At 69.3% G+C, this 7,568-nt stretch carries 9 protein-coding genes; 5 read left to right on the forward strand and 4 right to left on the reverse strand.

The features are described from left to right. Positions 1–217 precede the first annotated feature (217 nt). The 3 genes from rsmH to MVA01S_RS27585 form a co-directional block, all read right to left on the reverse strand. Positions 218–1,366: a 16S rRNA (cytosine(1402)-N(4))-methyltransferase RsmH gene (rsmH, locus tag MVA01S_RS27575; RefSeq protein WP_081529166.1), complete on the reverse strand. Its 1,149-nt coding sequence runs from the start codon at positions 1,364–1,366 to the stop codon at positions 218–220. Next, positions 1,341–1,775: a division/cell wall cluster transcriptional repressor MraZ gene (locus tag MVA01S_RS27580; protein WP_003933051.1), complete on the reverse strand. Its 435-nt coding sequence runs from the start codon at positions 1,773–1,775 to the stop codon at positions 1,341–1,343. The genes rsmH and MVA01S_RS27580 overlap by 26 nt, the downstream gene beginning before the upstream one ends. A gap of 298 nt (positions 1,776–2,073) precedes the next feature. Next, positions 2,074–2,475: an SCO2097 family morphological protein gene (locus tag MVA01S_RS27585; protein WP_003933052.1), complete on the reverse strand. Its 402-nt coding sequence runs from the start codon at positions 2,473–2,475 to the stop codon at positions 2,074–2,076. Positions 2,476–2,701: 226 nt separating this feature from the next. Between MVA01S_RS27585 and MVA01S_RS27590 the strand changes: the two genes are divergently transcribed. The 4 genes from MVA01S_RS27590 (at position 2,702) to MVA01S_RS27605 (ending at position 6,776) form a co-directional block, all read left to right on the forward strand. Next, entirely contained in the window at positions 2,702–3,301 is a 600-nt protein-coding gene (locus MVA01S_RS27590) for a GNAT family N-acetyltransferase (RefSeq protein WP_003933053.1), read from the forward strand. A gap of 28 nt (positions 3,302–3,329) precedes the next feature. Then, positions 3,330–4,025 carry an LppM family (lipo)protein gene (locus tag MVA01S_RS27595; RefSeq protein ID WP_003933054.1) on the forward strand — a complete coding sequence of 232 codons (696 nt, stop codon included), beginning with the start codon at positions 3,330–3,332 and terminating at the stop codon, positions 4,023–4,025. A gap of 80 nt (positions 4,026–4,105) precedes the next feature. After that, a complete protein-coding gene (idsA2, locus tag MVA01S_RS27600) occupies positions 4,106–5,185 on the forward strand; it encodes a bifunctional (2E,6E)-farnesyl/geranyl diphosphate synthase (protein ID WP_003933055.1) in 1,080 nt (359 codons plus the stop codon). 4 nt (positions 5,186–5,189) lie between these two features. Then, a complete protein-coding gene (locus tag MVA01S_RS27605) occupies positions 5,190–6,776 on the forward strand; it encodes an alpha-(1->6)-mannopyranosyltransferase A (protein WP_003933056.1) in 1,587 nt (528 codons plus the stop codon). On the opposite strand, the gene MVA01S_RS27610 is transcribed toward MVA01S_RS27605, so the two are convergent. Continuing rightward, positions 6,697–7,101: an Rv2175c family DNA-binding protein gene (locus MVA01S_RS27610; protein WP_003933057.1), complete on the reverse strand. Its 405-nt coding sequence runs from the start codon at positions 7,099–7,101 to the stop codon at positions 6,697–6,699. The two genes, MVA01S_RS27605 and MVA01S_RS27610, sit on opposite strands and share 80 nt — an antisense overlap. 84 nt (positions 7,102–7,185) lie before the next feature. On the opposite strand from MVA01S_RS27610, the gene MVA01S_RS27615 reads away from it, so the two are divergent. Then, positions 7,186–7,568, forward strand: a 383-nt coding sequence (locus MVA01S_RS27615) for a protein kinase domain-containing protein (protein ID WP_159426358.1), incomplete at its 3' end; no start/stop codon positions are given.

Consider the following 7,568-nt stretch of genomic DNA (forward strand, 5'->3'; position numbering starts at 1 on the left):
GGCGCGGACCGCTGCGGCCGCGGATCGCGCGTCGGCCTGCTGCCGCGGGGCTGCCCGTCGACCGGGGCCCGCCGGTTCTCGCGCGCTCCCCTGCGGGTGTCCTTGGACTTCACCGTGTCCCGGCCGGTGCCGGCGGTTCGCCCTGGAGACCGGGAGGATCGGGCTGACCCGCCGGATGCTGTCGCGGTCTTGCGCGTCGGCTTCTTCGCCTTCATCGCTACTGTCCCCCCACTTTCTCCAACGCGCGCAACCGGACCGGGGCGCTTCTGGGATTGCGTTCGATCTCCTCGGCGTCGGCGCGTTCGGCGCCCCGGGTCAGCGCGACGAACCTCGGTCCGTGCCCGGGCAGTTCGACGGGCAGGCCGGGCGGCGTGCGCGAGGCGGTGGCGGCGGCGAACTCGGTCTTGACGATCCGGTCCTCCAGGGACTGGTAGGCCATCACCGCGATCCGCCCGAGTGGGCGCAGCACCGCCAGCGCGGCCGGGATCGCCAGCCGCAGCGATTCCAGCTCGGCGTTGACCTCGATGCGCAGGGCCTGGAAGGTGCGCTTGGCCGGGTGACCGCCGGTACGGCGGGCCGGGGCCGGGATGGCCTGGTAGAGAAGTTCGACGAGTTCGCCGGTGGTGGTGAACGGGGTGACCGCGCGGCGCCGCACGACGTGGGCGGCGATCCGGCCGGCGAACTTCTCCTCGCCGTATACGCGCAGCACCCGGGCCAGCGCCCTCTCGTCGTAGGTGTTGAGGACCTGGGCGGCCGTCAGGTCGGAGCCCGCGTCCATACGCATGTCCAGCGGCGCATCGGACGAGTAGGAGAACCCTCGCTCGACGCGGTCGAGCTGCATCGAGGAGACCCCGAGGTCGAACAGCACGGCGTCGACTCCCGTTGCGGCGCCGGGGATCTGGTCGGCGACCTGCTCGACGGCCTGTCCGATGCCGTCGTAGCGGGTGCGCACCAGCGTGACCCGGTCGCCGAACGGCGCGAGCCGGGCGGCGGCGATCTGCAGCGCGTCGGGATCGCGGTCGAGGCCGATCACCGTCAGCGCGGGGAACTGGGTCAGGAAGCGTTCGGTGTGGCCGCCGGCGCCCAGAGTGGCGTCGACGAGGATCGCACCGTCCCCGTCGGCACTCGTCCGGGTCAGCGCGGGGGCCAGCAGCTCGACACAGCGGTCGAGCAGAACCGGGACGTGAGGCTGGTCATCCACCATGGTTGCGCTCTGTGAGATAGGGGCGGCCCCTGCAGTGAGGTCCCTGTCCGAGTGCTCGGACCTGACGTCGGGGAAGTACGTCAGGGCCGGTTCGGGCAGAGGCCGCACTGCACGGGCCTGCGGGCCGGTGGCCAGATCAGAGGATGTCGCCGAGTGCTTCATCGCTGGCCGCGGAGAAGTTCTCTTCGTGAAGCTCCTGGTATTCCTGCCATGCCTGGGCGTCCCAGATTTCCAGGAACCCGATCGAACCCGTCACGACGCAGTCCTTGGTCAGGTTCGCGTAGCGGCGGTGTTCGGCAGACAGCGTGATGCGGCCTTGTGAATCCGGGTACTGCTCGTCGGTGCTCGCGGCCAGGTTGCGCAGGTAGGCGCGGGCCTGGGGGTTGCCGCGCTTGGCCCGGGCCGAGATGTCGGCGATCATCTCTTCGAACTCGGCCCTCGGGTGGACAGCCAGGCTGTGATCTTGGCTCTTGGTGACCATCAACCCTCCTGCCAGCGCGTCGCGGAATTTGGCGGGCAACGTCAGTCGCCCCTTGTCATCGAGCTTGGGCGTGTAGGTGCCGAAGAACATCTCGTCACCTCGCAGACCTTGCTCAAGCCTTGCCTCAACGGAACCCCGGTCGCTCCGTTGTCCGCCACTTTACCCCACAATCCCCCACTTTGCTCCAAATCTCCCCGCGAGTGTTGTCGCACGCCCCACTCACCGGGGCATACGGAGGGTCACGACACCACCCACCGGCCACAGACGGCCAACAGTCGTCGAAAAACCCCAGCTCACAGCGGTGCCGCGGCACCATCGGGCCGGTGGGGCGTAGTGGGGCAAAAAAGAAGGGGCAGCCCTATGGGCTGCCCCTGATCAGGAAATCGGGTTACTCGTCGAAACGGCGCCGGAAGCGGTCTTCCATCCGACTGGTGAACGATCCGCCGCCACCCTTGACGCGCTTGGGCCGGGCCGATCCACCCTCGCCGGCCACGCGCTCACCCTTGGCGACGGTCGGTCCGGTGATCGCGAAGATCACACCGCCGAACATCACGACGAAGCCGATGACCGACAGCACGGGGAGGCTGCCGATCCAGGTCGCATTCCACGCCACCCCGGCAACCAGCATTGCCAGCCCGAGCACGAACAGCGCCGCACCCTGCAGTCGGCGGCGGGTCGACGGCGCGCGCAGAGTCCCACCACGAACGCTCGACGCGAACTTGGGGTCCTCGGCATAGAGCGCGCTCTCGATCTGGTCGAGCATGCGCTGCTCATGATCGGAGAGTGGCATTCGTCCCTCCCTCTTGCCGTGGGGGCGTCGCAGTCGTCGAAGTGGCGGATGCCCGCAAGTACGGACACTTAACAGTAATGATACGAGGTCAATCTGAGGCGTACCACCTAGTTCGCTGCACGATTCTATGACGTGCGCCGCTGCGGGCGGTCACTGCCATGCCGGTTCGGCCGTCCGGCCGATAATGGGTCTCGGCCACACGTTCACCTTCAGGAGGGGCAGACACTTGGCGGCACGTCTGATCGATCTGTCGCCCGGCGAGATGCAGCAGCGCCTCGGCGACGCACTGGCGGTCTACGTGGATGCCATGCGTTACCCGCGCGGCACCGAGGATCAGCGCGCGTCGATGTGGCTGGAACACATCCGCAGACGCGGCTGGAAGGCCGTCGCGGCGATCGAGGTTCCCGACTCCGCCGAGGTGGCCGATGCCCCCGAGCCCTCCGCGGCCGCCCCGATGCTCGGCATCGCCTATGGCTACTGCGGGGCCCCCGACCAGTGGTGGCAGCAGCAGGTGGTGTCCGGCCTGCAGCGCAGCGGCGCCGACCGCAGCCACATCGCCGAGCTGATGCAGAGCTACTTCGAGCTGACCGAACTGCACATCCATCCCCGCGCCCAGGGCCGGGGCCTCGGGGAGGCGCTGATCCGGCGGTTGCTCGACGACCGGCCCGAGCAGCACGTGCTGCTGTCCACCCCCGAGATCGTCGGCGAGGACAACCGCGCCTGGCGGCTCTACCGCCGGCTGGGCTTCACCGACGTGATCCGCGGCTACCACTTCTCCGGCGATCCGCGCGCCTTCGCCATCCTGGGGCGCGCGCTACCGCTGTGATCCGGACCCGATCTGGCACGATGACCGGGTGCTGACCCGTCAACGCACCCGCAGACGTCTGCTGGCGCTGGTGTTGCTCCTGCTGGTCGTCGCGCCGTCGCTGATCGGCTGCGTGCGCGTACGGGCGTCGATCACCGTCTCCCCCGACGACCGGGTGTCCGGGCAGATCGTCGCGGCGGCCATCCCCCGCGACGACGACGACAAAGGCCCGCAACTGCTCAACAACCTGCCGTTCGCGCAGAAGGTCGCGGTGTCGGAGTACAGCCGCGACGACTACGTCGGTTCCCAGGCGGTGTTCTCCGACCTGACCTTCGCCGAGCTACCGCAACTGGCCAGCATGAGCCGCGACGCCGCGGGCGTGGACATCTCGCTGCGCCGCGCCGGTGACCTGGTGATCCTCGAGGGCCGGGCGGACCTGACCACGCTCAGCGACCCCGAGGCCGACGTGTCGCTGTCGGTCGCGTTCCCCGGCGAGGTCACCTCGACCAACGGCGACCAGATCTCGTCCTCGGTCGTCGAGTGGAAGATGCGCCCCGGTGTGGTCAGCACGATGAACGCGCAGGCCCGCTACACCGACCCCAGCGCCCGGTCGTTCACCGGCGCCGCGATCTGGCTCGGGATCGCATCGCTGCTGGTCGCCGCCGCCGTGGGGTGGTTGGCCTACGCCAACCGGGACCAGTCGCCCAAGCCCGGCGACATGCAGGACCCGGCACACCAGCCCTGACCTTCTCGCTTCCGGGCGACACGCTCTACGCTGAGCAGTCGGGGGCGTTGACACTACAGAGAAAGGGGCGCCCGCTGAGCGTGGACACATCGGCTCCGTCAGCCGCCGAGCTGGCAGCGGCCGTCACCGAACAGCTGCGCGAATACCTGCACGAGCGCCGCCGGGATGCTGCATATATCGGTGCCGACTACTCGGTGCTGACCGAGGCGGTCGAGGAGTTCGTGTTGCGCGGCGGCAAACGCCTGCGACCGGCCTTCGCGTACTGGGGCTGGCGCGCGGTCGCCGGGACCGAACCCGGGCCCGAGGTGCTCAGGCTGTTCTCGGCACTCGAACTGCTGCAGGCCTGCGCGCTCGTGCACGACGACGTGATCGACGCCTCCGCCACCCGGCGGGGCCTGCCGACCGTGCACCGGATCTTCGCCGACCGGCACCGGGAGAATCACTGGCTGGGCTCCTCGGAGCAGTTCGGCCTGTCCGCGGCGATCCTGCTCGGGGACGTCGCGCTGGTGTGGGCCGACGACATCGTCGCCGGCGCCGACATCGACCCCGACGCGCACCGCCGCGTGCAACGGGTGTGGAGCGCCATCCGCACCGAGGTGCTCGGCGGCCAGTACCTCGACATCGTCAACGAGGCCACCGGTGCGGAGACCGTCGAGGCCGCGCTGACCGTGAACATCTACAAGACCGCGTCGTACACGATCTCGCGCCCGCTGCAGCTCGGGGCCGCCGCAGCCGCCGACTGCCCGGAGGTGCTGGCGGCGTTCCATGAACTCGGCACCAGCCTCGGGGTGGCGTTCCAGCTGCGCGATGACGTCCTCGGTGTGTTCGGCGATCCGGCCGTCACCGGCAAACCGTCGGGCGACGACCTGAGGTCGGGCAAACGCACTGTGCTGCTCGCCGAAGCGATCCAACTCGCAGAGCAGAGCGATCCCGTCGCCGCCCAACTGCTGCGCGGTTCGGTCGGTACCGAACTGAGCGAGGTGCAGGTCAAGGAGCTGTGCCTGGCGATCGAATCGGTCGGCGCGCTGGCCGCCGTCGAACGCCGCATCGGCACCCTGACCCGGCGGGCGCTGGAGATCCTGAACACCGCGCCCATCGACGCCAAGGCCAAGGCCGGGCTGAGCGAGCTCGCCAGATTGGCCGCGAACCGGTCCGCATAGGAGCATGACGACACCTACCCCGGCCCGCGCGCCGCACACCGACCTGTCGGACCACCTGCGGCGCCTCCGAGACTTCACACTGTCCCCCCAGGCACGCCCTGCGCTGGTCGGCGCCTTGGGCGCCGTGCTGATCACCGTCGGGGCCACCGGGGCCGGCAGCACCCGACTGCACGACCCGCTGCTGGAATCGATGCACATGTCGTGGCTGCGGTTCGGGCACGGCCTGGTCGTGTCCTCGCTGCTGCTGTGGACCGGGGTGGCGCTGATGCTCGTGGCATGGCTGTGGCTCGGCCGCCGCGTCGTCGACCGCACCGCCTCCGAGTACACGATGAAAGCGACCACCGGATTCTGGCTGGCTCCGCTTCTGCTCAGCGTCCCGGTGTTCAGCCGCGACACATACTCCTACCTGGCGCAGGGCGCACTGCTGCGCGACGGTTTCGACCCCTACGTGGTCGGGCCGGTGGTGAACGTGAACTCGTTGCTCGACAACGTCAGTCCGATCTGGACGACGACTACCGCGCCCTACGGGCCGGCGTTCATCCTGGTCGCGAAGTTCGTCACGATGCTGGTCGGCGACGACGTCGTGGCCGGCACCATGCTGCTGCGCCTGTGCATGCTGCCCGGCCTGGCACTGTTGATCTGGGCCGCTCCGCGGATCGCCCGCCATGTCGGCGGCAACGGGGCCGCCGCTCTGTGGATCTGTGTACTCAATCCGCTGGTGATCATCCACCTGATGGGTGGCGTGCACAACGAGATGCTGATGGTCGGGTTGATGGCCGCGGGCATCGCACTGTGCCTGGGCGGTCGCAACATCGCGGGCGTCACGCTGATCGCCGTGGCCGTCGCGGTGAAAGCCACAGCGGGACTGGCACTTCCCTTCATGGTGTGGGTGTGGGCCCGCGCGCTGCGCGACCGCCGCGGCTTCTCGCCGGCGAAGGCCTTCGCCGCCGCGTCGGCGGGATCGGTGGTCGTCTTCGTCGCGGTGTTCGCAGTGCTGTCGCTGGCCGCCGGTGTCGGCCTGGGCTGGCTGACCGCGCTCGCCGGTTCGGTGAAGATCATCAACTGGCTGACCATTCCGACCGCGACGGCCAACCTGGTCAACTCGGTCGTCGGCCTCGTCGTGCCCGTGAACTTCTATGCGGTACTGGAGACCACCCGCATCATCGGCATCGCGATCATCGCGATCTCCGTGCCGGTGCTGTGGTGGCGTTACCGCCACTCCGACCGCGACGCGCTCAAGGGCATCGCGCTGCTGATGGCCGTGGTCGTGCTGTTCGTTCCCGCGGCGCTGCCGTGGTACTACACCTGGCCACTGGCGGTCGTCGCCGCGCTCGTCACCTCCAGGCGGTCGATCGCGCTGATCGCAGCGTTCTCCACCTGGATCACCGTGATCTGGCGCCCGGACGGCGCACACGGCATGTACTCATGGGGTCACGTGTTGCTGTCGCTGGCCTGCGCGGCAGCGGCGTGGTACTGGCTGGCCAAGGCCCCGGAGAGCCCCGCCGACGCGGTCAGTACGCCATCGCCTGCGCGCGACGAACCACCTCACGGGCCTGATGCGAGTGCAGCGCATCGACCGGCCGGGCGTTAGGCACCGCTTCGGTCGAGCCGTCGCGGCGGATCGTCAGCGACGGGTCCGGCGTGAACAGCCACCGCACGACCTCGGATTCGGTGTAGCCGCCGTCGCGCAACACCACCAGTAGGCCGGGCAGGCTCTTGACCATGTGCCCGTCGGAATCGAAGAACGCCTGGGGCACGACGACGATGCCGCCGCGCCGCACCGCCACCAGGTGTCCCTCGCGAAGCTGCTGATGGACCTTGGTCACCGCGATGCCCAACAACTGTGCCACCGTGGGCAGGTCGTAGACGGGCTCGTCGGGATCAAGGACATCCTCGGCAGTCGGAATGCTGCTCATCGCACAAAGTCTAGGACCAACGCGGTCACGGTTCGACGCCGCTTGCGGCTCGGCGCGGCGAGCGCCGGGATTCCGGCTCGTAACATGAAGCCGATGGAGACCTACCAGCCTGCCGGCCCGCTGTCGGGGACCGTGCTGGAAGGTCGCTACCGGGTAGACACACTGATCGCCACCGGCGGCATGTCCGGGGTGTACCGCGGGCTGGATCTGCGCCTGGACCGGCCGGTCGCGCTGAAGGTCATGGACTCCCGCTATGCGGGCGACGAGGACTTCCTGACGCGGTTCCAGCGCGAGGCCCGCGCGGTGGCGCGGCTCAAGGACCCGGGGCTGGTGGCGGTGTACGACCAGGGCATCGACGGTAGGCACCCGTTCCTGGTGATGGAGCTGATCGAGGGCGGCACGCTGCGCGAGCTGCTGCGCGAGCGCGGCCCGATGCCGCCGCACGCCGTGGCCGCGGTGCTGCGGCC

This window comes from Mycolicibacterium vaccae NBRC 14118 = CIP 105934 (assembly GCF_001552715.1).
Lineage (GTDB): Bacteria > Actinomycetota > Actinomycetes > Mycobacteriales > Mycobacteriaceae > Mycobacterium > Mycobacterium vaccae.